Raw genomic sequence first — 24,970 nt, forward strand, 5'->3', positions numbered from 1 at the left:
CCAACGGGCGCCACGCGCCCACTGCTTTCGCTTCAGATATAAGGACGTATCACCCATGCAACGCATCATGCTCCGCGCCAAGCTCCACCGCGTCACCGTGACGCAGGCGGACCTCAACTACGAGGGTTCGTGCGGCATCGACCAGGACCTGCTGGACGCTGCCGACATGAAGGAGTTCGAGAAGATCGAGCTGTACAACGTCAACAACGGCGAGCGCTTCTCCACCTACATCATCAAGGGCGAGCGCGGCAGCGGCGAGATCTCGCTGAACGGCGCCGCCGCGCGCCGCGCGCACCTGGGCGACCAGCTGATCATCTGCACCTATGCGCCGATGACGGACGAGGAGATCGCCACCTACAAGCCCAAGGTCATCCTGGTGAACGAGAAGAACGGCATCAAGGAAATCAAGAAGGTCTGAATATCAACCCCTGAGGGGTTGCTCCCCTCTCCCGCTTGCGGGAGAGGGAGCACGCCACCGGCGATTCAAGAGCCACGGGCCGTTGGCGTGCCCCACCGTCATACTGCATAGAACAATCACAGCAACACGCAGCATCCCGGTTTCAAAGCAACGGAGGAGAAGTCGATGGAGATGGTGAACCACACGGTGATCAACCTGATCATCTTCGTGCTGGCGATCTACGTGGGTTACCACGTGGTCTGGACGGTCACGCCGGCCCTGCATACGCCCCTGATGGCGGTAACCAACGCGATCTCGGCCATCATCATCGTCGGCGCCATGCTCGCCGCGGGCCTGACCGAAGGCGGCGTCGGGCGCGTGATGGGCACGCTGGCGGTGGCATTGGCGGCGGTCAACGTGTTCGGCGGCTTCCTGGTCACCCAGCGCATGCTGGAGATGTTCAAGAAGAAGGAACCGAAGGCCAAGGCGCCCGAGGGCAAGCCGGCACTGGCCAAGGAGGGCGCGTGATGGCGGGCCTTGTCAGCATGAACCTCGTCACCCTGCTCTACCTGGTGGCCTCGGTTTGCTTTATCCAGGCACTCAAGGGGCTGTCGCACCCGGCCTCGGCGCGCAAGGGCAATGCCTTCGGCATGATCGGCATGGCCATCGCGGTGGTGACCACGCTGGTGCTGATCGTCAAGCTGAAGAACGATTTCCTCGCGGCGGGCACGGCCCAGTCCTCAGTGGGCACCGGCATCGTGCTGATCTTCGCCGCGCTGGTGGTCGGCGGCGGCATCGGCGCCTACGTCGCGCGCAAGGTGCAGATGACCAAGATGCCGGAACTGGTCGCGGCGATGCACTCGCTGATCGGTCTGGCGGCGGTGTTCATCGCCGTGGCGGCGGTGGCCGAGCCGGCGGCATTCGGCATCAGCCCGGCCGGCTCGCACCTGATCCCGCTGGGCAACCGCATCGAGCTGTTTATCGGCTGCTTCGTCGGCGCGATCACGTTCTCGGGCTCGGTGATCGCCTTCGGCAAGCTGGCCGGGCGCTACAAGTTCCGCCTGTTCCAGGGCGCGCCGGTGGTGTTCGCCGGCCAGCACATGCTGAACCTGGCGCTGGCAGTGGCCATGGTCGGCTTCGGCATCGCCTTCTTCATTTCGCAGGAGTGGCTGCCGTTCCTGGTGATGCTGGCGATCGCCTTCGTGCTGGGCGTGCTGATCATCATCCCGATCGGCGGCGCCGACATGCCGGTGGTGGTGTCGATGCTGAACTCGTACTCGGGCTGGGCGGCGGCGGGCATCGGCTTCTCGCTGAACAACCCGATGCTGATCATCGCCGGCTCGCTGGTGGGTTCGTCCGGTGCGATCCTCTCGTACATCATGTGCAAGGCGATGAACCGGTCGTTCTTCAACGTGATCCTGGGCGGCTTCGGCGGCGATGCGTCGGCTGGCGCGGCGGCCGGCGCGCAGGCACAGCGCAACGTCAAGTCGGGCTCGGCCGACGACGCCGCCTTCCTGATGGGCAACGCCGAGACCGTGATCATCGTGCCCGGCTACGGCCTGGCGGTGGCGCGCGCGCAGCACGCGCTGAAGGAGCTGACCGAGAAGCTGTCCGAGAAGGGCGTGACCGTCAAGTACGCGATCCACCCGGTGGCGGGCCGCATGCCGGGCCACATGAACGTGCTGCTGGCCGAGGCCGAGGTGCCGTACGACCAGGTCTTCGAGATGGAGGACATCAACAGCGAGTTCGGCCAGGCCGACGTGGTGCTGGTGCTGGGCGCCAACGACGTGGTCAACCCCGCGGCCAAGACCGATCCCAAGTCGCCGATCGCCGGCATGCCGATCCTGGAGGCGTACAAGGCCAAGACCATCATCGTCAACAAGCGTTCGATGGCCGCAGGCTATGCCGGGCTGGATAACGAGCTGTTCTACATGGACAAGACCATGATGGTGTTCGGCGACGCCAAGAAGGTGGTCGAGGACATGTTCAAGGCGGTCGACTGACGCCGCCAGGCCGCTCCGGTTCCGCGCCGGCCGGGATCTTTCCGGTCCTGGCGCGGGCCATGGTCATCGCCCGGCGGCCCCGCGGAAACACGGGCCGGCCCGCCCCGCCGCCCAGCCGCCAGGGGGCGCTGCCAGCCAGGCGTGCCTTGCAAGGCAGCCGTGGCGCGCTATACTGGCCTGCGAATACGCACGCTGGCTTGCCACTTGCGCCATGCCTGTGCCAACCCCTGCCCGCCGCTCCATGACCTTCAATCCGCACGACAGGAACCTGTCGGTCTTCCATCACCCGGTCCTGACTGTGCTGGTGGATGACAGCAAGTCCTTCATCGATAGCCTGGCGTTCCAGATGGATGCCACGCGCGGGGTGATTACCTTCACCGACCCGCGCGAAGCGCTGCAGTGGATCCGCGAAGCCTACGCCACCCGCTTCCCCGGCTTCCTGCCGGTGCGCGTCACGCACGACGACCTCACCTTCCTGACTGAGCGGCGCACGGTGCAGCTGGATATCGACCGCATCTACCGCCAGATCCACGACGTCAACCGCTTCCTGCAGCCTGGCGTGGTGGTGGTCGACTATTCGATGCCGCAGATGGACGGCCTGGAATTCTGCCAGGCGCTGCAGGACCTGCCCTGCAAGACCATCCTGCTTACCGGCACCGCCGACGAAAGCATCGCCGTGCAGGGCTTCAACCACGGGCTGATCGACCGCTATGTGAAAAAGCACGACAGCAATATGGTGGAGCGGCTGGACCAGGAAATCGAGGCCATGCAGCAGGCGTACTTCGCCACGCTGTCGCGCACGCTGCGCGAGCTGCTGACGCGGCATTCGTTCTCGTTCCTGTCCGATCCGGCCATGACCGAGCGCGTGCGCCAGCTGACCGCGCGCTACGGCTTCGTCGAGTACTACCTGTACCCGAATCCCGCCGGCATCCTGCTGCTGACCGCGCAGGGCCACGCCACGCTGATGGTGATCGAGACCCGCGCCGGCCTGATGACGCAGGTGGAGTCGGCCGAAGCCTACGACGCCCCCGCCGCGCTGATCGAAGGCCTGCGCGAAGGCCGGCTCGTGCCCTTCTTCTGGCCCGGCAACGGCATGTACACGCCGGCCTGCGTCGACTGGGAGCAATACTGCCTGCCGGCCGAGCGCTGCGAAGGCAGGGAAGAGTTCTTCTACGCGCTGTTCGACCTGCCGCGCCACCTGCTGCAGGAGCCGGTGGTCAGCCTGCAGAGCTTCCTCGCGGATTTCAGCCGCAACCCCGACGCGCTGACGGGGCGCAAGCGCCCCTGACATCACAGGGGCGGCGCGCGGCCCCGGTCAGTCCCCTTGCGGTGCCCGGTTGGCGCCGCGCACCATGTCGAAACGGAACAGCCGGCACTCGATATTGCCGTTGTAGAGCGGCGTGCGGCGCGATTCCTTCAGCCGCAGCCGGCGCGGAAAGCCCAGGTCGCCGGTGAACACCCACGCCTGCCAGCCGGCGAAATGCTGCTTCAGGGTGGTGGCAAAGGCGCTGGCGAACTGGTTGGCGGCGGCCTCTTCGACTTCATCCCGCGGCAGCTCGTCCTCCGGCGCGCGGCGCTGGCCGCGCACCGCGATGCGCTCGCCGTACGGGGGATTCATCAGCAGCAGGCCCGGCTCGTCATAGGGCGGCTGCACGAAGCGCGCGTCCACCTGCTTGGTGCGCGCCTCGCCCGGCAGGCCGGCGCGCTCCCAGTTGGCGCGCGTGATCGCCAGCATGTCGGTGGAGATATCCGAACCGACCACCTGCAGTTCATCGGCCGAGGCCAGCATGCGGGCGCGCTGCGCGTCCGACTTCAGCTTCTGCCACGCCTTGGTGTCCATGCCCTTGAGCCATTCGAAGGCGAAGCTGCGGCTGCCGCCCGGCGCGATGCCCAGCGCCACCTGCGCGGCCTCGATCAGGAAGGTGCCGCTGCCGCACATCGGGTCGTAGAAGGGCCGGAAGGTCTGGCCCGGCACCCAGCCCGCCAGGCGCAGGATACCGGCCGCAAGGTTTTCCTTCAGCGGGGCCTCGCCCTTCTCGGTGCGCCAGCCGCGCTTGAACAGCGGCTCGCCGGTGGTGTCGAGATACAGCGTGCAGTCGCGCTCGGTCAGGTGGGCGTAGATGCGCACATCGGGGCTGACGGTATCGACGCTGGGCCGGGCGCCCAGGCGCTCGCGCATGGCATCGCAGACGCCGTCCTTGACCCGCAGCGCGGTGAAATTGAGGCTGCGCAGCGGCGACTTGTGGGCGGTAATGTCCACGCGCAGCGACTCGTCGGGCGAGAACCACTGCTCCCAGCGCACGCCGCGCGCCAGCGTGTAGATGTCGTCCTCGTGCCGGTAGCCGCGCGCGGCCACGCGCATCAGCACCCGGCTGGCAATGCGCGAGTGCAGGTTGACCGCATAGGCGGCAGCCATCTCGCCCGAGAAGTTGACGCCGCCCGGCACTTCCTGGTGCACCGAAAAAGGCGCCAGCGCAGCCATGCCCGGCATCGCGGCGATCTCGCGCAGCTCTTCGGCGAGCGCGCTCTCCAGGCCGCGCGGGCAAGGGGCAAAGAAGGCTTGGGTCATGAGAGGGATTCCTGCAAACAAAAACGTCCGCCGTGGCGGACGGGGAAGTATCGGTAGCTTAGGTCAGGCCGCGGCCAGCGCGCGGTCGAGAAAATCGAGCCGGTCCTGGCCCCAGAACGGCTGGCCGTCGTAGACGTACCACGGCGCGCCGAATACGCCGGCCGAGATCGCGTCCTGCGTGTTCTGCGCATAGGCGGCCTGCACCGACTGGGCTTCGCTGGCCTTGAGCAGGCCGGCGCCATCCAGGCCGGTCTCGTCGGCAATCTGCGCCAGCGTGGCGGCATCGGCGATATTGCGCTGCTGCGCCCACACCGCCGCGCCGATCGCGCCGGTCAGCGCCATCGCGCGCGCGGTGCCATGCGCCAGTTGCGCGGCAATGATCAGCTTGCTGGCAGCGTCGCCCGACACCGGGAAAAACGTCGGCTCCAGGTTCAGCGGCAGGTTCAGGAACTCGCTCCAGCGCTTGAGCTCGACCAGGCGGTACGCCTGGCGCTGCGGCGGGCGCTGCGCCAGCGGCAGCCCGCCGGAGACAGAGAACACCTTTCCCAGGTCGACCGGTTTCAGGTTCACCTGCGCGCCATGGCGCGCGGCGATGTCGCTGAACCGGGCATGGCCCATGTAGACGTACGGCGATTGCGGCGTCAGGTAGTAGTCGACCAGCTTGCTCATGTTGGTTTCCGAGACGAAATCAGGCAGCAATATAAAGGCGAAACGCGGCCAGCCTCAGAACGGCTTGACCACGACCAGGATCACCACCGCCAGCAGCACCAGCACCGGCAGCTCGTTGAACCAGCGATAGAACTTGTGCGAGCGCGCGTTGCGCCCCGCCTCGAACTTGCGCAGCAGCACGCCGCAGCCGTGGTGGTAGCCGATCAGCACCAGCACCAGCGCCAGCTTGGCATGCATCCAACCCTGCCCCGCGCCGCGGCCAATGCCATAGCCGAGGTACAGCCACAGCCCGAACACCACCGCCGGCACTGCCAGCATGGTCATGAAGCGGAACAGCTTGCGCGCCATCAACAGCAGGCGCTGCGTGCTGGCGGCTTCGGTTTCCATCGCCAGATTGACGAAGATGCGCGGCAGGTAGAACAGGCCGGCGAACCACGAAACGACGAAGACGATATGCAGCGCTTTGACCCAGAGCATCGGTGCCTGATGACGTTATTGTTTTCGACAACTTCCAAATTCCACTGGCAAGCGAATGCCGCACTTACGTCCGAACCTCGCCGTGCCCGAACACCACGTACTTGAGCGAGGTCAGCCCTTCCAGCCCGACCGGGCCGCGCGCATGCAGCTTGTCGTTGGAGATGCCGATCTCCGCGCCCAGGCCGTATTCGAAGCCATCGGCAAAACGGGTCGAGGCATTGATCATCACGCTGGCCGAATCGACCTCGCGGATAAAGCGCATGCCCGCCGAGTAGTTCTCGGTGATGATCGAGTCGGTATGGTGCGAGCCGTACTCATTGATATGCGAGATGGCTTGATCGAGGCCAACGACGGTCTTGATCGCCAGGATCGGCGCCAGGTATTCCAGGCGCCAGTCTTCCTCTGAGGCATCGACCAGGCCGCTGAAGCCCGCCGCTTCGAGCGTGGCGCGGGTGGCCGGGCACACGCGCAGCTCGACGCCCTTCTGCTGGTAGATGCGGCACAGCGGCGGCAGCGCGGCGGCGGCGATGTCCTGGGACACCAGCAGCGTTTCCATGGTGTTGCACGGCGCGTAGCGCTGGGTCTTGGCGTTGTCGCAGACACGCACGGCCTTGTCCAGGTCGGCCTCGGCGTCGATGTAGACGTGGCAGATGCCGTCCAGGTGCTTGATCATCGGCACGCGCGCTTCTTCCATCAGGCGCGCGATCAGGCTCTTGCCGCCGCGCGGCACGATCACGTCGACGAATTCGGTCATGGTGATCAGGCGACCGACCGCGGCGCGGTCGGTGGTCTCGATCACCTGCACGGCTTCCGGCGGCAGGCCGGCGGCGGACAGGCCCTCGGCCACCAGCGCGGCCAGCGCGGTGTTGGATTCAATCGCCTCGGATCCGCCGCGCAGGATGGTGGCGTTGCCCGACTTCAGGCACAGCGCGGCGGCGTCGATGGTCACGTTGGGGCGCGACTCGTAGATGATGCCGATCACGCCCAGCGGCACGCGCATCTGGCCCACCTGGATGCCGGTCGGGCGGAACTTCATGTTCGAGATCTCGCCGATCGGGTCAGGCAGCGCGGCGATCTGCTCCAGCCCCGCGGCCATGGTGGCAATGGCCTTGTCCGACAGCGTCAGGCGGTCGACGAAGGCGGCGTCCTGGCCGTTGGCGCGGGCGCGCTCGACGTCGCGCGCGTTGACGGCCTTGAGCTGGTCGGCATCGCGGCGGATCGCGGCGGCGATGGTCAGCAGCGCACGGTTCTTGTCGGCGGTGGAGGCACGCGCGATCGCGCGCGACGCCGCGCGGGCCTGGCGGCCGACGCGGTCCATGTATTGGTTGAGGTCGAACTCGGTCATGTCAGTGGCCGGGGGAAAGGCCGTGTCAGTGTGTGTTCCTCCCCTCTCCCGCGCGCGGGAGAGGGGAGCAAACCTTCGGCGAGCAAACGCCTCAGGAACGCAACTCCTAGCGCGCAATCATCAGCGCCAGCTGCTGCAAGCCGTCCCACGGCTCCGCCGGCAGCGGCGCGGCGCCTGGCGGCGGCAGGTCCTGCAGGCCCTTGACCTGGCGGTCCAGTCGCGCGGCCAGCGCCAAGGCTGCTTCCAGCCGTGGCTGCGCCAGGCGTTGCGCGGCCTGCGGCACCAGCCGCTCGCGCGGGCCCCAGACGCGCAGTTCGCGCATCAGCACGCCCGCCGGCTTGCCGGCCGCCAGCCCTTGCCGGACCTTGGATAATACGCGAATTTCCTCGGTCAGCGCCCACAGCACCAGCACCGTGGCCTCGCCCTCGCCGCGCAGCCCTTCGAGCATGCGCACCAGCCGCGGCACGTCGCCCGACAACATGGATTCCGACAGCTTGAACACGTCGTAGCGGGCCACGTTCAGCACCGCGTCGTGCACCTGCTCGAAGCTCAGTTCGCCGGGCGGGTACAGCAGGCCCAGCTTCTGGATTTCCTGGTGCGCCGCCAGCAGGTTGCCCTCGACCTTGTCGGCGATGAACTGCAGCGCGCGCCGGCCAGGCTCACCGCCTTGCACGCGCTGCTGCTGCAGCGCCAGCCGCTCGCCGACCCACGCCGGCAAGCGGGTGCGGTCCACGGTGTCGACCTTGATCGACACGCCGGCGCCTTCCAGCGCCTGGAACCAGGCCGACTTGGACGCGGCAAAGTCCAGCCGCGGCAGCGTCACCAGCATCACCACATCGGGCGACGGCTGCGCGGCCACGGCGCGCAGCGCCTCGCCGCCATCCTTGCCCGGCTTGCCCGACGGAATGCGCAGCTCGACGATCTTGCGGTCGCCGAACAGCGACATCGACTGCTGCGCCTCGACCAGCCGGCCCCAGTGAAAGCCCCGCTCGGCCACCAGCACCTCGCGTTCGGAGAAGCCCGCTTCCCGCGCCGTGGCACGCAGGCGGTCGACCGCCTCCAGCACCAGCAGGTGCTCGTCGCCGTGCACCACGTACAGCGGCGCCAGCCCCTTGGCCTTGGCCTGGCGCAGGTGCGCGTCGAGCCCGTCGAGCTTGAGCTGCATGCCGGCCCGCGCGCTCAGATCGCCTTGACCGCGGCCAGCCGGCGCATCAGCTGCTGCACGATATCGCGCTGCATGTCGCGGTACAGCTGCTGCTCTTCGTAGTCCTTGGCCAGCGTGTTGGCTTCGTTGTAGGTCAGGTCGCGCGTCAGCACCAGCTGCGACGGCGCGATCAGCTCCTTGCCGGCGGCATCGCGCAGGCGGAAGGTGAAGCGCTGGGTCAGGCGGTATTCACGCACCACGCCCTCGGTCGTGATCGACAGGATGGTCTTGGTGCGGGTGTCCTGCAGCACGTCCAGCAGCGCGTCGGCCTCTTTCTGGTCGGCCACCACCTGGGTGTCGGAGCCGCCGCGGATGGCGCGGCGCAGGTCCGCGCCCATCAGCGAGTTGGGCGGGATGCCGATATACAGCCGCTTGAAGGCGAAGTCCGAGTTGCCGCGCAGATGGAAGCCGCAGCCGGCCAGCAGGCCCGTGGCCGGCACTGCCAGCAGGGCCGCGAGCAGCTTGCGGCGTCCCAGGTTCAGTCGCTTCATGGTTGGCGATTCCTTTGTCAGGTTCCGGCGGGCGGACGGCGCTGTCAAAGCACCACGTTGACCAGGCGGCCAGGCACCACCACGATCTTCTTCGGGGCCTTGCCCTCGGCGAACTTGGCCACGGTATCGCTGGCGGCGGCGGTGGCCTCGATGGCCGCACGGTCGGCGTCGGCGGGCACGGTAATGCTGCCGCGCACCTTGCCGTTGATCTGCAGCACCAGTTCGATCTCGCTGCGCACCAGCGCGGCTTCATCGACCTGCGGCCACGGGGCGTCAAGCAGGTCGCCGGCCTCGGCGGCATAGCCCAGCTGCTCCCACAGGCCGTGGGTGATGTGCGGCACCACCGGGTACAGCACGCGCAGCAGGATGCCGAAGCACTCGCGGCGCGCCGCCGGCGACGCGGTCTTGGCGTCGTCCAGCGCGTTCAGCATCTTCATCGTGGCGGACACCACGGTGTTGTACTGGATGCGCTGGTAGTCGTAGTTGGCCTGCTTGAGCACGCCGTGGATCTCGCGGCGCAGCTCGGCATCGTCCGCGCCCGGCGCGCCGGCGGCGCCGTCACGGATCGCGGCGGCATTGGCATAGCCGTAGTTCCACACGCGGCGCAGGAAGCGCGACGCGCCCTCCACGCCCGAGCCGCTCCACTCGAGCTGCTGCTCGGGCGGCGCGGCGAACATCACGAACAGGCGCGCGGTGTCGGCGCCGTACTGGTCGATCAGCGCCTGCGGGTCGATGCCGTTGTTCTTGGACTTCGACATCTTCTCGATGCCGCCGATCACCACCGGCTGGCCGTCGGCCTTCAGCGTGGCGCCCATCGGGCGGCCGCGCTCGTCGGTCTGCACGTCGACGTCGGCCGGGTTGTACCAGTGCTTCTTGCCCGAGGCGTCTTCGCGGTAGAAGGTCTCGTTCAGCACCATGCCCTGCGTCAGCAGGTTGGCGAACGGCTCGTCGAACTTGACCAGGCCCAGGTCGCGCATGACCTTGGTCCAGAAGCGCGCATACAGCAGGTGCAGGATCGCGTGCTCGATACCGCCGATGTACTGGTCCATCGGCATCCAGTAGTCGTTGCGGGCATCGACCATGGTGTCGGCGTCCGGGCAGGTATAGCGCATGTAGTACCAGCACGAATCGATGAAGGTATCCATCGTGTCGGTCTCGCGGCGCGCCGGCTTGCCGCACGACGGGCAGGTGCACTGCAGGAAGCGCGGATCCTTGGCCAGCGGGTTGCCGGTGCCGTCCGGCACCAGGTCTTCGGGCAGCACCACCGGCAGGTCCTGCTCGGGCACCGGCACCACGCCGCAGCTGTCGCAATGGATCAGCGGGATCGGCGTGCCCCAGTAGCGCTGGCGCGAGATGCCCCAGTCGCGCAGGCGCCAGGTAGTCTTCTTCTCGCCCAGGCCCATCGCGCCCAGGTCGGCGGCGATGGCTTCGACCGCGGCCTGGTAGCCGAGGCCGTCATACTTGCCGCTGTGGATGCAGGTGCCGTTTTCCTTGTCGCCGTACCATTCCTGCCAGGCTTCGGTCGAGTACGGCTGGCCCTTCACGTCGATCACCTGCTTGATCGGCAGGCTGTACTTGTTGGCGAAGGCGAAGTCGCGCTCGTCGTGCGCGGGCACGCCCATTACGGCGCCGTCGCCATAGCTCATCAGCACGTAGTTGCCGACCCACACATCGACCTTGTCGCCGGTCAGCGGGTGCACGACCTGCAGGCCGGTCGGCATGCCCTTCTTCTCCATGGTCGCCATGTCGGCTTCCATGACCGAGCCGTGCTTGCATTCGTCGATGAAGGCAGCCAGTTCGGGGTTGTTCAGCGCGGCGTGCGTGGCCAGCGGGTGCTCGGCGGCGACCGCGCAGAAGGTCACGCCCATGATGGTGTCGGCGCGCGTGGTGAAGACGTAGAGCTTGCCGTCGTTGATCGGCTTGCCGTCTTCGCCCGGGATGTCATGGGTGAAGGCGAAACGCACGCCCACGCTCTTGCCGATCCAGTTCTGCTGCATCACCTTGACGCGCTCGGGCCAGCCCAGGCCGTCCAGGTCGCCCAGCAGTTCCTCCGCATACTCGGTGATGCGCAGGTAGTACATCGGGATCTCGCGCTTCTCGACCACCGCGCCCGAGCGCCAGCCGCGGCCGTCGATGACCTGCTCGTTGGCCAGCACGGTCTGGTCTACCGGGTCCCAGTTGACGGTGCCGGTCTTGCGGTAGGCGATGCCCTTTTCCAGCATCTTCAGGAACAGCCACTGGTTCCAGCGGTAGTAGTCCGGGCTGCAGGTGGCGACCTCGCGCGACCAGTCGATCGCCAGGCCCATCGACTGCATCTGCTTCTTCATGTAAGCGATGTTGTCGTAGGTCCAGGCGGCCGGCGCCACGCCGTTGTTCAGCGCGGCGTTTTCCGCCGGCATGCCGAAGGCGTCCCAGCCCATCGGCATCAGCACGTTGTTGCCGTTCATGCGCAGGTAGCGCGCCATCACATCGTTGATGGTGTAGTTGCGCACGTGCCCCATGTGCAGCTTGCCCGACGGGTACGGCAGCATCGAGCAGGCATAGAACTTGGGCTTCTCCTTGCCGTCGGGCCCGGCCGCATGCTCCGACACGCGATAGGCGTCGATGGCTTGCCAGTGCTGCTGGGCGGCTTGTTCAACGGCGGAAGGAAGGTATTTGTCTTGCATGGTCGGGACAGCGGTCAAGGACAGCGTCTGCGCGGCAACTGGCCTGCCGGCATCCGGGAAGATTCGTTCGAAGGTAAGCGGCGGGAGCCAGTGTGGGCGCCCGCCCGGCGTGCAATGCTAAAGCAATCGATTATAACCGTGGCGGCAGTGCTGGCCGCCCCGGGGCCGGCCTTACTTCAGGCCCAGCACGTCCTGCATGTCGAACAGCCCGGTCGGCTTGTCGGCCAGGAAACGGGCCGAACGCACCGCGCCGTCGGCATACGACTGGCGGCTCGACGACTTGTGGCTGATCTCGATGCGCTCGCCGATGCCGGCGAACATCACGGTGTGGTCGCCGACGATGTCGCCGCCGCGGATGGTGGCAAAGCCGATCGAATTGGGATCGCGCTCGCCGGTATGGCCTTCGCGGGCAAAGACCCCGCAGGTCTTCAGGTCGCGGCCCAGCGCATCGGCGATCACTTCGCCCATCTTCAGCGCGGTGCCCGACGGGGCGTCGACCTTGAAGCGGTGGTGGGCCTCGATCACCTCGATGTCATAGCCGGTCGACAGCAGTTTGGCCGCCACTTCCAGCAGCTTGAAGGTGGCATTGACGCCGACGCTGAAGTTGGCGGCAAAGACGATGCCGATCGATTTGGCAGCCTCGGCCAGCGCGGCCTTGCCGGCCTCGTCGAAGCCGGTGGTGCCGACCACCATCTTGACGCCCAGCTGCTTTGCCGCGGCCAGGTGCACCAGCGTGCCTTCCGGACGGGTGAAGTCGATCAGGCAGTCCGCACCGGCCAGCCCGGCTTCCAGGTCCGCCGTGATCGCGACACCGGTGTTGCGGCCCAGGAACAGGCCGGCATCCTGGCCCAGCGCCGGCGAGCCCGGCACGTCGAGCGCGCCCGACAGCGTCACGCCTTCGGTGTTCAGCACTTGTTCGATCAGCATGCGGCCCATGCGGCCCGATGCGCCTGCAATGGCGATGTTCATGGTGTCTGGCTCTGCGGAATATGCGCGGTGCGCGAAAGGGAAGCGAGCCGGCCATGCCTGGCCGGCCCGGAAAACCGGCAGCGCGCCGGCGGCCGGCGCGCGTGATAGATCAGTTGGCGGCTGGCTTGGCCGCGTCGGCGGGCGCGGTCGCCTGGGCCGGCGCCGACGGTTCGGCGGCGGGCTGCGCCGGTTGTGCGGCGGCGCTGGGCGCTTCCGGCTGCTGCGCCTGGCGCGGCACGAAGTTCTCGACCGTGGTCTGCTGCTCGGCCGGTGCCGGGGCGGCGGCCGCGCTGGTGGAGATCTTGCCCGGCGTCTGCTCCTTGAGCGCCTTTTTCATGCCGTCGATTTCGGCGATCAGCTCATACTCGGACGGCAGTTCGTCGCCGCCAAACTTGACCAGGCGGTCGCCGTCGAAGAACACCGTGTAGCGGCGCTGCTGCACCACCGAGGTATTGCCGCGGCGGAACGAAAACACATAATCCCAGCGGTTGGCGTGGAACACGTCGGTCAGCAGCGGCGTGCCGAGCAGGAACTTGACCTGGTCGCGGGTCATGCCTTCGCGCAGCTGCGAAGCGGCTTCGCGCGAGACGAAGTTACCCTGCACGATGTTGATCCGGTACGGCGTGATGGCGTTGGCTACCTTGCGCGAGGTGGAATCGTAGGCCGAGCAGGCGCCGGCCAGCAGGGCCGCGGCGAGCAGGGAGACAACCAGCGTCGGACGCATGGCGGACGAACGGATAGAACGCATGGATCTCGTTTCCGGAGGGAAAGAAAAGTAACGCGGCAGAGAACGGACTGTGTGGGCATGAAAACGGCGCAAAATGCGCCGATTGCACCACACGAGCGGATGGCATCTGCCGCCGCAACCACATGGGTCGGCAAGCTTGCCGGACACGCGACGCCGACCTGTGGACATCGTCGGCGCGAGCGACTTTTGCTGCCAAAACCCTTATGATTCAACTATCCAGACATTGTACTCTAGGGAGTCACCCACATGCCGAGTCCGGCGGACCTCAAGAATATCGGGCTGAAGGCCACCGTGCCCAGGCTGAAGATTCTTGAAATTTTTCAGACCAGCGAACAGCGGCACCTGAGCGCGGAAGACGTCTACCGCATCCTGCTCAACGAGCACATGGATATCGGCCTGGCCACCGTCTACCGCGTGCTGACCCAGTTCGAGCAGGCCGGGCTGCTGTCGCGCAACAACTTCGAGTCCGGCAAGGCCATCTTCGAACTCAACGAAGGCAAGCACCACGACCACCTGGTGTGCCTGGATTGCGGCCGGGTCGAAGAGTTCTTCGATTCCGAGATCGAGCAGCGCCAGCAAAGCATTGCGCGCGAGCGCGGCTTTACCCTGCAGGAACACGCGTTGTCGCTGTACGGCAACTGCACCAAGACCAACTGTCCCCACAGACCCAAACGATAAGCCGCTCGCTCCCCGGGCGGAGCGCAGAAGGGCAACAAAAAACCGGCGCCAGGCGCCGGTTTTTTGTTGGAGGCCAGCCGCCGCTGCGGTCAGCGCGCCTGCAGGTCCTGCAGGTCCTGCTCGCTCACCACCCGTGCCGGGCGTGCCGGCGGCAGGCCGACGAACTCCCCCACCACCTGGCGGAACAGGCCGCGCGCCCACACCAGCATCGGGTGGGTGTTGCGGCTGCGGTGCCAGAACATGTTCAGGCCGAGCGTGGTGTTCAGCTCCGCCGGCAGCGGGAAGGCCTTCAGCCCATAGGTCTCGCAGGCCATGTCCTTGGTCAGCGCGTTGACCGTGAAGATCATGTCCGTCTGCGAGGCCAGTTCGGCCTGGGCACGCCACGAATGCACCGTCAGCGATGCATTGCGCTTCAGGCCGCGCTGCTGCAGCGCGTAGTCGAGCGGGATCAGCGAAGGGGCAGGACGGCCGGAGCCACCGGAATGCGCCATGAAGATATGGCCGCAGTCCAGGTATTGCTCGAGCGTGCAGTGGCCCTTCAGCACCGGATGGTCCTTGCGGGCGCACACCCACAGGTTCAGCGACGTCACCATTTCCTCGACGATTTCCGGATGTCGGGTCGGGAATGGCGAGAATGCCAGGTCGAGTTCATTGGCGCGCATCGACGCCACATCGGTTTCCCAGGAGTGGGACTCGACCAGCTTGATATGCAGGTCCGGCGCGAGCGCCTTGATGCGCAGCACGAAGCGGTTGAAGACCGTATCGCCGAGTTCCGCGGCAAAGCCGATGCTTAGCGTGCCGGTGGCGGTGGCCGGATCGAAGTTGTCCGCGTCGCCCTCGTTGATCGAGGACCACAGGTCCAGCATGTCGCGGATCTTAGGGCCCAGCTCGAGCGCGCGCGGCGTCGGCGTCAGCCCGTGCGGGACGCGGATAAAGAGTGGATCGTCAAAGATTTCGCGCAGCCTGCCCAGCGAATGCGAGACCGCCGGCGCGGTCATGTGCATCTTCTCAGCCACGTAGGTGGCATTACGCTTGCTCAGCAGCTCGGTGAAGATCACTAGAAGCTTTGTGTCTACGTTCACCATGATCAGGCCCCCGGTCAGATTTTTCACAGCTAAGATGGCCCCACCACTTGCACTGGCTGCACATCAGATTTCAACAGCGTCTTAATAGTGTAAGAGGAAAAATCAAGCTCGGAAAGCAAATTCGGCATTTCTGAAACGGTCAGCCCCGACATAACCCAGATAAATTGCGCATTTTTGCTGCAATTGATCTCAGTTGCGTACATTGCCGGCGGCGGAACGAGCACTTCGTTTCCCGCCCACTTGGCGCCCGAGCTTCCACTTTTATCATTCTTTTCTGACACGCCTGTGGCAGCGCCATCGCCACGCCGCCATCCTGCCCGAAAAATGAAAAACGCGCCCGAAGGCGCGTTTCCCCGGCTGCAAGCGGCGGATTACTTGGCCACCACGCGCGCCATTTCCAGGCACTTGTTCGAGTAGCCCCACTCGTTGTCATACCAGCTCACGACCTTGATGAAGGTGCCGTCCAGCGCGATGCCGGCTTCGGCGTCGAAGATCGAGGTGCGGGCATCGCCGCGGAAGTCGGTGGCAACCACCTTGTCTTCGGTATAGCCCAGCACGCCCTTCAGCGCGCCCTGGCTCTGGGCCTTCATCTCGGCGCAGATTTCTTCGTACGACGCCGACTTTTCCAGCTCGACGGTCAGGTCGACCACGGACACGTCCGAGGTCGGCACGCGGAACGACATGCCGGTCAGCTTCTTGTTCAGCTGCGGGATCACCACGCCCACGGCCTTGGCGGCGCCGGTCGACGACGGGATGATGTTTTCCAGGATGCCGCGGCCGCCGCGCCAGTCCTTGTTGGACGGGCCGTCAACGGTCTTCTGGGTGGCGGTGGCAGCGTGCACGGTGGTCATCAGGCCGCGCTTGATGCCCCACTTGTCGTTCAGCACCTTGGCCACCGGGGCCAGGCAGTTGGTGGTGCAGCTCGCGTTGGAGATGATCGCCTCGCCCTTGTACGTGTCGTGGTTCACGCCGTACACGAACATCGGGGTGTCGTCCTTCGACGGCGCCGACATGATCACCTTCTTGGCACCCGCGTCGATGTGCTTCTGCGCGCCTTCCTTGGTCAGGAAGATGCCGGTCGACTCGATCACCACGTCGGCGCCGACTTCGCCCCACTTCAGCTCGGCCGGATCCTTGACCGCGGTCAGGCGGATCTTCTTGCCGTTGACGACCAGGGTGTTGCCGTCGACCGACACTTCGCCGTCAAAGCGGCCGTGCACCGAGTCGTACTTCAGCATGTAGGCCAGGTAGTCGGGCTCGAGCAGGTCGTTGATGGCAACGACTTCGATGTCCTTGAAGTTGGCGGCGGCGGCGCGGAACACCATGCGTCCGATGCGGCCGAAGCCGTTGATGCCGATCTTGATGGTCATGACTGTCTCTCCTGAGGATCGATTGAAACCGGCGGGCGCCGCGTCTGCCGCGCGGCGCACCGCGCGGCACAGGCGCCCGGATGCTTAGATAAGGGTGTCCTTCACCGTACGGACCACGTTGTCGACGGTAAAGCCGAAGTGCTTGAACAGCACGCCGGCCGGGGCCGATTCACCGAAGGTATCGATGCCCACTACCGCCTGGACCTGGTACTTCCACCAGAAGTCCGTCACACCCGCCTCGACCGCCACGCGCGGCACGCCTGCCGGCAGCACGCTGGCCTTGTAGGCGGTGTCCTGCTTGTCAAACACGGTGGTCGACGGGACCGAGACCACACGCACATGCACGCCTTCCGCGGCCAGTGCGTCTGCGGCGCCGACTGCCAGGCCCACTTCCGAGCCGGTTGCCATGATGACCGCATCCGGACGGCCGGTGCCGGCATTGACGCTGTCGCGCAGCACGTAGCCGCCGCGCGCGATATTGGCGCGGGTGGCGTCGTCGCGCTGCTGGAACGGCAGGTTCTGGCGGCTGAAGATCAGGCAGCTCGGGCCGTTCTCGCGGCGGATCGCCTCGGCCCAGGCCACGGCGGTCTCGGTGGTGTCGGCGGTACGCCAGACGTCCATGTTCGGGATCAGGCGCAGGCTGGCAACGTGCTCGATCGACTGGTGCGTCGGGCCGTCTTCGCCCAGGCCGATCGAGTCATGGGTGAACACGAACAGCGAGCGGATCTTCATCAGCGCCGCCATGCGCAGCGCATTGCGGCTGTAGTCCGAGAAGGTCAGGAAGGTCGCGCCGTAGGGAATGTAGCCGCCATGCAGCGTGATGCCGTTCATGATGGCGCTCATGCCGAACTCGCGCACGCCGTAGTTGATGTGGTTGCCCCACGCGTCCACGCGCACGGCCTTGCTACCCGACCAGTTGGTCAGGTTCGAGCCGGTCAGGTCGGCCGAGCCGCCGAGGAACTCGGGCAGGACCGGGCCGAAGGCCTCGATGGTGTTCTGGCTGGCCTTGCGGGTGGCGATGGTCTCGGCCTTTTCCTCGCACTTGGCGATGAAGGCCTCGACGGCGGCGTCGAACGCGCCAGGCAGTTCGCCCTTCATGCGACGGGTGAATTCGCCGGCTTCGTACGGGTGGCGCTCGGCATACGATTCGAACAGCGCATTCCAGGCGCGCTCCAGCGCCTGGCCGTTGGCCTTGGCGTCCCAGGCGTCGTAGACCTCGGCAGGCACCTCGAACGGGGCATGGGCCCAGCCCAGCGCCTCGCGCGTGGCCAGCACTTCGGCGCCGCCCAGCGGCGCGCCGTGCACGTCGTGGCCGCCTTCCTTGTTGGGCGCGCCCTTGCCGATCTTGGTGCGGCAGCAGATCAGGGTGGGCTTGTCGCTGGCCTTGGCCTGCGCGATGGCGTTGTCGACCGCGACCACGTCGTGGCCGTCGATGCCGCGGATCACGTTCCAGCCGTAGGCTTCGAAGCGCTTCGGGGTGTCGTCGTTGAACCAGTGCACCACGTCGCCGTCGATCGAGATGCCGTTGTCATCCCACAGCGCGATCAGCTTGTTCAGCTTCAGCGTGCCGGCCAGCGAGCAGGCTTCATGCGAGATGCCTTCCATCAGGCAGCCGTCGCCAAGGAACACATAGGTGTAGTGGTCGACGATGTCGAAGCCCGGGCGGTTGAATTCCTCGCCCAGCAGGCGCTCGGCCAGCGCCATGCCGACCGCGTTGGTGATGCCCTGGCCAAGCGGGCCGGTGGTGGTTTCGACGCCCGGGGTGATGCCGTATTCCGGGTGGCCTGCGGTCTTGCTGTGCAGCTGGCGGAAGTTCTTCAGCTCTTCGATCGGCAGGTCATAGCCGGTCAGGTGCAGCAGCGCGTAGATCAGCATCGAGCCGTGGCCGTTGGACAGCACGAAGCGGTCGCGGTCGGCCCACTGCGGGTTGCTCGGATTGTGCTTCAGATGCCGGCCCCACAGCGCCACGGCGATGTCTGCCATGCCCATCGGCGCACCGGGGTGGCCGGAATTGGCCTGCTGGACGGCGTCCATGGCAAGCACGCGGATGGCATCGGCCATCAGCTTGGCGGGCTGGGAAGCAAAAGGACTTGTGGCGGGATGGGCAAGGGCGGACATGCGGGCGGAATCGGCGTAAGCCTTGGCGGCAGGAAAACCGCAATTTTAGCAGAAGCTAGGGGGTTTTCCGGACTCCCAGACGCCCCGTGCGGCACGGCCGGGCGATCATCGCAAGCCGTCCGGTCGGCGACACGCCGGCAACGGAACCATCCGGGCTCCGGCATGCCTGATGCTTCACCCCGGCGCCACGCGCGCGCGGTGGCGCGGCACTTCGACAGCGTAGCGCGGCACGCGTAAGATGCACTCTCGCACCGCGCGGCACATGGCCGCGCCGGGTTTCCCGCAACCAGGAGACGATCATGAGCAGACCGGCCAACACCCCCTGGCTCACCCCGTACCTGACCGTCGCCAACGGGCGCGCCGCGCTGGACTTCTATGGCCGCGCCTTCGGCTTCACCGCCGGCAACGTGGTCGACGAGAACGGCGTCCCCACCCACGCCGAGATGCACTACCAGGGCCAGCTGGTGGTGATGTTCGCGCCCGAGGGCGCGTGGGGCAGCACCGCGCGCACGCCGCGCTCGCTGGGCGTGGAATGCCCGCAAACCTTCTATGTCTATTGCGACGATGTCGACGCCATGCACCAGCGCGCGGTTGACGCCGGCGCGGTCAGCCTGATGGCGCCGGCCGACCAGTTCTGGGGCGACCGCTACTGCATGGTCGAGGATCCCGACGGCTACCGCTGGGGCTTCGGCAAGCCGCTGGCCCAGGCCAACCCGGCAGGCCTGGCAAACTGATGGCGCCACGATTTTTTGTCGGCGGCGCTGACGCCGTGCTGGCTGCCGAGTCGGATTTCCCGCTGCCCGAACCGGTAGTGCGCCACGCGCAGGTGCTGCGCCTGGCGCCGGGCGACGCCATTACGCTGTTCGACGGCCGCGGCGGCAGCCACGCCGCCACGCTGGTCGAACTGGGCAAGCGCCACGCGCTCGCGCGCATCGGCGCGCATGACGCGGCCGAGGCCGAGCCGCCCTTCCGCGTCACGCTGGCACAGGGACTGGCCGGCGGCGACAAGATGGACTGGCTGATCGAGAAGGCCGTCGAACTGGGCGTCGCGGCGATCCAGCCGCTGCAGGCCAGCCGCTCGGTAGTGCGCCTGTCCGGCGAGCGTGCGCAGAAGCGCCAGTCGCACTGGCAGGCGCTGGTCCAGGCCGCCTGCGAGCAATGCGGCCGAAATCGTTTGCCGGCAGTGGCCGAGGTCACTAACTTGGATACGTGGCTGGCGCGCGTCGCCCAATCCGGCAACGGCGGCACCAGGCTGCTGCTATCGCCGCGTGCCGCGCAAGCGCTGCCGGCGCTGGTGGCAGAACGGCGCGAGGCCTTGCTGGCCGATGGCGTCACGTTGCTGATCGGCCCCGAAGGCGGCCTGGCGCCCGAAGAAGAACAAGCCGCGCTGCAGGCGGGTTTCACCGGCGTGTCGCTCGGCCCGCGCATCCTGCGTACCGAAACCGCCGGGCTCGCCTGCCTGGCAACCCTGAATGCCTTGCTGGGCGGATTCTGACGACGGGGCACCCCGGCCCTGCGTTACGTTGCAACCCTGACTGAAAGGAGTCGACCATGGGACTACTCGATAGCGTGCTGGGCGGTGTGCTCGGGCAGCTCGGCGGCGCGCGCACAGAGAGCGGCCAGGCTGGCGGGCTCGACCCCAAGCTGATGATGGCGTTGGGCCTGCTGGCCACGCTGGCCATGCGCGGCCGCGCGCAAGGCGGCGATGCCGTCGGCGGCGCGCCGGCGGCCGATGATGGCCTGGGCGGGCTGGGCAGCCTGGGCGGACTGCTGGGCGGCATGCTCGGCGGCGGCGCCAGCGCGCCCGGCGGAGCCACTGGCGGGCTCGACCTGGGCTCGCTGCTGGGCGGCCTGCTCGGCGGCCAGGGCGGCGCGCCGGCCAACAGCCAGGCGCTGGGCGCGGCCGCCGGCGGCATCGGCGCGCTGCAGCAGATCCTGGCGCAGGCCGGACTGGGCGAACAGGTCAATTCCTGGATCGGCAGCGGCGCCAACCAGCCGGTGACGCCCTCGGCGTTGAGCGATGCGCTGAACGACACCGGCGCCCTGCAGTCGCTGGCGCAGAGCACAGGCATGTCGCAGGACGACGTGGCGGCGCAGCTGAGCGAAGGCCTGCCGGAACTGATCGACCGGCTCACACCGCATGGGCATGTGCCGGTGCAGGAATAACTGCGACACCGGCCCTGACAAGCAAAAAGCCCGCATCAGCGGGCTTTTTGCCAGATATGCCGCCGAACCGTACCCGGCGCGCTCAGGCGAACGAATAGAACACGCGGAACTGCACCTTGCGTTCGCCCCAGAACTCGGCGGCGTCGCGGAACACGTCGAGCAGCACTTCGCGCGCTTCCTTGTCGAATTTCTGCGCGATCGGCAGCCCCTCCAGCACGATCACGAAACCCGGCTGGGGGCCGGCCTTGTAGATCATGTCGGTCAGGCAGTCGGCCAGCGCGTCGAAATTCTTGCCGAAATGCTTGGGGAAGGTGAACGAGGTGGCGATGGTTTCCAGGATCTCCGCCTTGCTCGCGCAATGCGCGCAATTGGCGTAGAGGAAATGCTGGCCGAGATCAGCCGCCGCCTGGGCCAGTTCCGGCACGCGGAAGGCGCGGATCGACTGGACGATGTTCGGACGCACCGTCTTGAACAGGTTCATGGCCCCCTCGCTGGTGCCGTCATTCCAACCGGGACCGGCGGGCATGGCCACGGGCGCGGTCGCGGGCGGGAGTTTTTGCATGAGCTCCTGGCTCGGCATCATCAGCACGTTGTCGTATAGGTTCTGGGCCTGCTGCTGAGCCCGCTGCCAGCCATCTCCGGCGCCGCGCTCTTCGCGGGCGGCAAGGGCGTCGCCCAGTCCGAAAATGTCAGTCATCATTTGAGTATCCGTTTGAAGCTGTTGTAGTGGTCTTCCGTGTAGTAACAATCGTTGGCGGCGCGCTGTTCCCCGCCGCAGACGATCCGCTTGGCTCCCCGGTTCCGGCTCCTGGCGCTCTTGACCGTGTATTCGCGGTAATAGCCGCGTTCTCTTTGCGGCAGGATGCGTTCGTAATTGCCGAATCGGGAACCGTCCTTGTCATACGGGAACGGGCCGCCGGCTTCGATGCGCTCCAGGGTCTGCCGTGCTTCATTGGGCAACTGCTGCACTGCAATGGTTCCCAGCCCTTCGGTCTGCGCCTGGCGTGCCAGCGTCGGCTGCGCCAGGGCCAGCACCAGCGCCGCGCCGGTCAGGGACCGGGCCAGCATGCGCGTTGCCTGCCGCGTCGGAGAAACTTGGAAACCCACGTTGCTTGTCTTGGTTGAACCGGAAATCGAGCCTGCCGCTGGTTGGGTAGACGATCTGTCCGGGCCACCCTGGCCTGCCCCTCTGCGCTGCGTGAAGCGTCGCGCGAGGAATACCGGCCGCACCGGGGCGCTCATGGCGAGCGCCTGTATCAAAGGCGTAAGGTTACGCGCATGCACGCAATTAATCAATCCCGGCTCTGTTGCAGCGCGATTTCTTCAATTGTTTCAACATGTTAAGCGTATGTGTGCGCATACTAACCGCTACCGCGCGGCGACAAAAAAAGCCGGGCGAACCCGGCTTTCCGTCATATTGGCCCGCGTGGAGCCAGCGCCCGCGGCTTAGCGCTTCGCGGCAGCGTCGACGACCACCAGCGACGTCATGTTGACGATCCGGCGCACCGTCGCCGACGGGGTCAGGATATGCACCGGTGCCTTCACGCCCAGCAGGATCGGACCGATCGCAACGTTGTTGCCCGCGGCAACCTTCAGCAGGTTGTACGAGATGTTGGCCGCGTCGATGTTCGGGCACACCAGCAGGTTGGCTTCACCCTTGAGCGTGCCGTCCGGCACCAGCTGGTCGCGCAGCTTCTGGTCGAGGGCGCAGTCGCCGTGCATTTCGCCGTCGATCTCCAGGTCGGGCGCCTGCTCACGCAGGATGGCGAGGGTTTCACGCATCTTGCGCGCCGAAGGCGCCTCGGACGAGCCGAAATTCGAATGCGACAACAGGCCAACCTTCGGCTCGATGCCGAAGCGCTTGAGTTCCTCGGCGGCCATCAGCGTGATCGCGGCCAGTTCCTCGGCGCTCGGGTCGACGTTGACGTGCGTGTCCACCAGGAAGATCTGGCGACCCGGCAGCACCAGGCCGTTCATCGCCGCATAGACCTTGTTGGTGCCGCCCAGCACCTGGTCGATATAGCGCAGGTGCGCCGCGGTGTTGCTGACGGTGCCGCAGATCATGCCGTCGGCCTCGCCCTTGTGCACCAGCATCGCGCCGATCAGCGTGGTGCGGCGGCGCATTTCCAGCTTGGCGTACTGGGGCGTGATGCCCTGGCGCGCCATCATGCGGTAGTAGGCGTCGGAATAGTCGCGGAAGCGCTCGTCGTGTTCCGGGTTGACCACGGTGAAGTCCACGCCGGCGCGCAGGCGCAGGCCGAAGCGCTCGATGCGGTGCTGCAGCACGGCGGGGCGGCCGATCAGGATCGGGTTGGCCAGCTTTTCGTCGACGATCACCTGCACGGCGCGCAGCACGCGCTCTTCCTCGCCCTCGGCGAAGACGATGCGCTTCTTGTCCATCTCGACCTTGCGCGCGGCGGCGTAGATCGGCTTCATCACCGTGCCCGAGTGGTACACGAACTGCTGCAGTTGCAGGCGGTACGCGTCCATGTCCTCGATCGGGCGGGCGGCCACGCCGGACTTCATCGCGGCTTCGGCCACGGCCGGCGCCACCTTGACGATCAGGCGCGGGTCGAACGGCTTCGGAATCAGGTATTCCGGACCGAACGACAGATCCTGGATGCCGTAGGCGGTGGCGACGATGTCGCTCTGTTCCTGGCGCGCCAGTTCAGCCAGCGCATTGGCCGCGGCGATTTCCATCTCGCGCGTGATGGTGGTGGCGCCGCAGTCCAGCGCGCCACGGAAGATGAACGGGAAGCACAGGACGTTGTTGACCTGGTTCGGGTAGTCGGTGCGGCCGGTGGCCATCACCGCGTCCGGACGCACTTCCTTGACCAGTTCCGGCGCGATTTCCGGATTCGGGTTGGCCAGAGCCAGCACCAGCGGCTTGTCGGCCATGCGCTGGACCATGTCCTGCTTGAGCACGCCCGCTGCGGACAGGCCCAGGAAGATGTCGGCGCCGTCGATCACTTCGCCCAGCTTGCGCTTGTCGGTCTTTTGCGAGAAGCGGGCCTTCTCGGGGTCCATCAGCTCGGTACGGCCCTCGTAGACCACGCCGGCCAGGTCGGTCACCCAGATGTTCTCGATCGGCAGGCCGATGTCGACCAGCAGGTCCAGGCAGGCCAGCGCGGCGGCGCCGGCGCCCGAGGCCACCAGCTTGACCTTGGCGATGTCCTTGCCGACCACCTTCAGGCCATTGATGATGGCCGCGGCCACCACGATGGCGGTGCCGTGCTGGTCGTCGTGGAAGACGGGGATCTTCATCTTCTCGCGCAGCTTGCGCTCGACGTAGAAGCACTCCGGTGCCTTGATGTCTTCCAGGTTGATGCCACCGAAGGTGGGCTCCAGCGCGGCGATGATCTGGACCAGCTTTTCCGGGTCCTTCTCGTCGATTTCGATATCGAACACGTCGATACCGGCAAACTTCTTGAACAGCCCGGCCTTGCCCTCCATCACCGGCTTGGATGCCGCGGCGCCAATGTCGCCCAGGCCCAGCACGGCGGTGCCGTTGGTGATCACGGCGACCAGGTTGCCACGCGCGGTGTAGCGGAACGAGTTGGCGGGATCGGAAACGATTTCTTCACAGGCCGCGGCCACGCCGGGCGAATACGCCAGGGCCAGGTCGCGCTGGTTCGACAGCGGCTTGGTGGGCGTGACCGAGATCTTGCCGGGAGTCGGAAACTCGTGATACTCGAGCGCCGCTTTGCGCAGCGCCTCGCGCTGCTGCTGTTTCAGATCGTCTTGGGACGGGGACTGTGGGCTGGTCATCGGCGCATCTTCCAATCGGTGGAGCCGTCATTGACAAGGCGGGGACGATCGGCGGACCGGCTCCACGCGTCCGCCCTTCTCTTCCTTTGGAACCCCGCATTTTATATAGTGAAAAACTATTTCACAATAAGCCTTTTGCTTGGGGCACCTTTGCGATTCGGTACAATATGCCCCATCCTCCGGGGCAATACCAGCAAGCGTAGCGCCGGTACGCTGAAGCAGCGCAGCGCATGGCGGTCATGGCTGT

Annotated in this window: 24 protein-coding genes; 8 read left to right on the forward strand and 16 right to left on the reverse strand. The window is 66.5% G+C overall.

Annotated elements, in window-relative coordinates; all coding sequences use genetic code 11:
* The first annotated feature begins 55 nt into the window (after positions 1 to 55).
* The 4 genes from panD (at position 56) to RALTA_RS12685 (ending at position 3,688) form a co-directional block, all read left to right on the forward strand.
* The gene (gene panD / locus RALTA_RS12670; RefSeq protein ID WP_012353832.1) at positions 56 to 418 is read left to right on the forward strand and encodes an aspartate 1-decarboxylase; all 363 of its coding nucleotides are present in this window, start codon (positions 56 to 58) and stop codon (positions 416 to 418) included.
* A gap of 165 nt (positions 419 to 583) precedes the next feature.
* A complete protein-coding gene (locus RALTA_RS12675) occupies positions 584 to 925 on the forward strand; it encodes an NAD(P) transhydrogenase subunit alpha (protein WP_012353833.1) in 342 nt (113 codons plus the stop codon).
* Positions 925 to 2,400: an NAD(P)(+) transhydrogenase (Re/Si-specific) subunit beta gene (locus RALTA_RS12680; protein ID WP_012353834.1), complete on the forward strand. Its 1,476-nt coding sequence runs from the start codon at positions 925 to 927 to the stop codon at positions 2,398 to 2,400. The genes RALTA_RS12675 and RALTA_RS12680 overlap by 1 nt, the downstream gene beginning before the upstream one ends.
* Positions 2,401 to 2,641: 241 nt before the next feature.
* Entirely contained in the window at positions 2,642 to 3,688 is a 1,047-nt protein-coding gene (locus RALTA_RS12685; protein ID WP_025583858.1) for a response regulator, read from the forward strand.
* Between the two features lie 27 nt (positions 3,689 to 3,715).
* Here the strand turns inward: RALTA_RS12685 and RALTA_RS12690 are convergent, their stop codons facing one another.
* The 9 genes from RALTA_RS12690 to RALTA_RS12730 all read right to left on the reverse strand — a co-directional run bounded on the left by RALTA_RS12690 (position 3,716) and on the right by RALTA_RS12730 (position 13,538).
* Positions 3,716 to 4,969, reverse strand: a complete 1,254-nt coding sequence (locus tag RALTA_RS12690) for a THUMP domain-containing class I SAM-dependent RNA methyltransferase (RefSeq protein WP_012353836.1) — start codon at positions 4,967 to 4,969, stop codon at positions 3,716 to 3,718.
* A gap of 63 nt (positions 4,970 to 5,032) precedes the next feature.
* Complete coding sequence (locus RALTA_RS12695; RefSeq protein WP_012353837.1) at positions 5,033 to 5,638, reverse strand: 2-hydroxychromene-2-carboxylate isomerase; 606 nt, start codon at positions 5,636 to 5,638, stop codon at positions 5,033 to 5,035.
* Between the two features lie 54 nt (positions 5,639 to 5,692).
* On the reverse strand, positions 5,693 to 6,115 hold the full coding sequence (locus RALTA_RS12700) for a CopD family protein (protein ID WP_012353838.1): 423 nt from the start codon (positions 6,113 to 6,115) through the stop codon (positions 5,693 to 5,695).
* A gap of 64 nt (positions 6,116 to 6,179) precedes the next feature.
* Complete coding sequence (locus RALTA_RS12705; protein WP_012353839.1) at positions 6,180 to 7,460, reverse strand: glutamate-5-semialdehyde dehydrogenase; 1,281 nt, start codon at positions 7,458 to 7,460, stop codon at positions 6,180 to 6,182.
* Positions 7,461 to 7,566: 106 nt separating this feature from the next.
* Positions 7,567 to 8,625 (reverse strand): DNA polymerase III subunit delta, encoded by a 1,059-nt coding sequence (holA, locus tag RALTA_RS12710; protein ID WP_012353840.1) that lies wholly within the window; start codon positions 8,623 to 8,625, stop codon positions 7,567 to 7,569.
* Between the two features lie 14 nt (positions 8,626 to 8,639).
* A complete protein-coding gene (locus RALTA_RS12715) occupies positions 8,640 to 9,155 on the reverse strand; it encodes an LPS-assembly lipoprotein LptE (RefSeq protein WP_012353841.1) in 516 nt (171 codons plus the stop codon).
* A 44-nt stretch (positions 9,156 to 9,199) separates the two neighbouring features.
* Positions 9,200 to 11,821: a leucine--tRNA ligase gene (leuS, locus tag RALTA_RS12720; protein ID WP_041232197.1), complete on the reverse strand. Its 2,622-nt coding sequence runs from the start codon at positions 11,819 to 11,821 to the stop codon at positions 9,200 to 9,202.
* 171 nt (positions 11,822 to 11,992) lie between these two features.
* Positions 11,993 to 12,790 (reverse strand): 4-hydroxy-tetrahydrodipicolinate reductase, encoded by a 798-nt coding sequence (gene dapB / locus RALTA_RS12725; protein WP_012353843.1) that lies wholly within the window; start codon positions 12,788 to 12,790, stop codon positions 11,993 to 11,995.
* Positions 12,791 to 12,899: 109 nt separating this feature from the next.
* Positions 12,900 to 13,538, reverse strand: coding sequence for an outer membrane protein assembly factor BamE (locus RALTA_RS12730; protein WP_012353844.1), 639 nt, complete (start codon positions 13,536 to 13,538; stop codon positions 12,900 to 12,902).
* Between the two features lie 246 nt (positions 13,539 to 13,784).
* Between RALTA_RS12730 and fur the strand changes: the two genes are divergently transcribed.
* Positions 13,785 to 14,216, forward strand: a complete 432-nt coding sequence (fur, locus tag RALTA_RS12735) for a ferric iron uptake transcriptional regulator (RefSeq protein WP_012353845.1) — start codon at positions 13,785 to 13,787, stop codon at positions 14,214 to 14,216.
* 89 nt (positions 14,217 to 14,305) lie between these two features.
* Here the strand turns inward: fur and RALTA_RS12740 are convergent, their stop codons facing one another.
* The 4 genes from RALTA_RS12740 to tkt all read right to left on the reverse strand — a co-directional run bounded on the left by RALTA_RS12740 (position 14,306) and on the right by tkt (position 18,789).
* Positions 14,306 to 15,301 (reverse strand): LysR family transcriptional regulator, encoded by a 996-nt coding sequence (locus RALTA_RS12740; RefSeq protein WP_012353846.1) that lies wholly within the window; start codon positions 15,299 to 15,301, stop codon positions 14,306 to 14,308.
* A 29-nt stretch (positions 15,302 to 15,330) separates the two neighbouring features.
* Entirely contained in the window at positions 15,331 to 15,582 is a 252-nt protein-coding gene (locus tag RALTA_RS30265) for a hypothetical protein (RefSeq protein WP_147310647.1), read from the reverse strand.
* Between the two features lie 90 nt (positions 15,583 to 15,672).
* On the reverse strand, positions 15,673 to 16,671 hold the full coding sequence (gap, locus tag RALTA_RS12745; protein ID WP_012353847.1) for a type I glyceraldehyde-3-phosphate dehydrogenase: 999 nt from the start codon (positions 16,669 to 16,671) through the stop codon (positions 15,673 to 15,675).
* A gap of 84 nt (positions 16,672 to 16,755) precedes the next feature.
* A complete protein-coding gene (tkt, locus tag RALTA_RS12750; protein ID WP_012353848.1) occupies positions 16,756 to 18,789 on the reverse strand; it encodes a transketolase in 2,034 nt (677 codons plus the stop codon).
* Between the two features lie 299 nt (positions 18,790 to 19,088).
* Here tkt and RALTA_RS12755 point away from each other — a divergent pair, with 299 nt between their 5' ends.
* From RALTA_RS12755 to RALTA_RS12765, 3 genes are read left to right on the forward strand one after another with little or no spacing between them, the layout of a single operon-like run.
* On the forward strand, positions 19,089 to 19,523 hold the full coding sequence (locus RALTA_RS12755; protein WP_012353849.1) for a VOC family protein: 435 nt from the start codon (positions 19,089 to 19,091) through the stop codon (positions 19,521 to 19,523).
* On the forward strand, positions 19,523 to 20,284 hold the full coding sequence (locus tag RALTA_RS12760) for a 16S rRNA (uracil(1498)-N(3))-methyltransferase (RefSeq protein WP_012353850.1): 762 nt from the start codon (positions 19,523 to 19,525) through the stop codon (positions 20,282 to 20,284). The genes RALTA_RS12755 and RALTA_RS12760 overlap by 1 nt, the downstream gene beginning before the upstream one ends.
* 56 nt (positions 20,285 to 20,340) lie before the next feature.
* Positions 20,341 to 20,955 carry a YidB family protein gene (locus RALTA_RS12765; RefSeq protein WP_012353851.1) on the forward strand — a complete coding sequence of 205 codons (615 nt, stop codon included), beginning with the start codon at positions 20,341 to 20,343 and terminating at the stop codon, positions 20,953 to 20,955.
* An 82-nt stretch (positions 20,956 to 21,037) separates the two neighbouring features.
* Here the strand turns inward: RALTA_RS12765 and RALTA_RS12770 are convergent, their stop codons facing one another.
* From RALTA_RS12770 to RALTA_RS12780, 3 genes are all read right to left on the reverse strand, one after another.
* Complete coding sequence (locus tag RALTA_RS12770) at positions 21,038 to 21,655, reverse strand: barstar family protein (RefSeq protein WP_018006331.1); 618 nt, start codon at positions 21,653 to 21,655, stop codon at positions 21,038 to 21,040.
* Positions 21,652 to 22,023, reverse strand: a complete 372-nt coding sequence (locus RALTA_RS12775) for a ribonuclease domain-containing protein (protein ID WP_012353853.1) — start codon at positions 22,021 to 22,023, stop codon at positions 21,652 to 21,654. Before RALTA_RS12775 ends, RALTA_RS12770 begins: the two co-directional genes overlap by 4 nt.
* A 378-nt stretch (positions 22,024 to 22,401) precedes the next feature.
* A complete protein-coding gene (locus RALTA_RS12780) occupies positions 22,402 to 24,723 on the reverse strand; it encodes an NADP-dependent malic enzyme (protein ID WP_012353854.1) in 2,322 nt (773 codons plus the stop codon).
* Positions 24,724 to 24,970 lie beyond the last annotated feature (247 nt).

It is taken from the genome of Cupriavidus taiwanensis LMG 19424 (genome assembly GCF_000069785.1).
Classification (GTDB): domain Bacteria; phylum Pseudomonadota; class Gammaproteobacteria; order Burkholderiales; family Burkholderiaceae; genus Cupriavidus; species Cupriavidus taiwanensis.